The sequence below is a fragment of the Salegentibacter maritimus genome (assembly GCF_016236915.1).
GTDB lineage: Bacteria > Bacteroidota > Bacteroidia > Flavobacteriales > Flavobacteriaceae > Salegentibacter > Salegentibacter maritimus.
In genome coordinates, this window is the sequence record NZ_JAEHOK010000060.1 from 1 (window position 1) to 464 (window position 464).

Below are 464 nucleotides of genomic sequence, written 5' to 3' on the forward strand. Positions count from 1 at the left end.
AAGGTATAACTACCTCCCCCATTTTCGGTATAGCTGGTAGTATTGGCATCAAAGTCTATAATATTACCCTCTGCATCGGTATAGGTGAAAGTACCGTCCCCATTATCGGTCAGGTCAATATTACCTAAATCGGCATTGGTATCTTCAAGGTTCTGCTGAATTTCATCTAAAGCATCCTGTACATTGGTAGAAGTTAAACCTGAATTGGTGTTGTCGTAACCGGAAGCACTTGCATTGGTATCGATGGTCGTAATTACGTCTCCATTACCATTTGTAAAAGTGTACACCCCATCGGTTACACTTACTGAAGTAGTGTTGGCATCAATAATCACCTCCGTACCGTCTACAGCGGTATGCGTATAGGTGCCATTATTGTTGTCTACTAATATATCAGACTCGTTTCCAATAATGCTTAAAATTTCATTATAGATCGCTCCCTGGTTTTGAATATTAGAAACCACATC

At 40.1% G+C, this 464-nt stretch carries 1 pseudogene; it reads right to left on the reverse strand.

Annotated features, from left to right (window positions below):
• Positions 1-464, reverse strand: a pseudogene (locus tag I6U49_RS16830) (hypothetical protein); the annotation flags it as partial.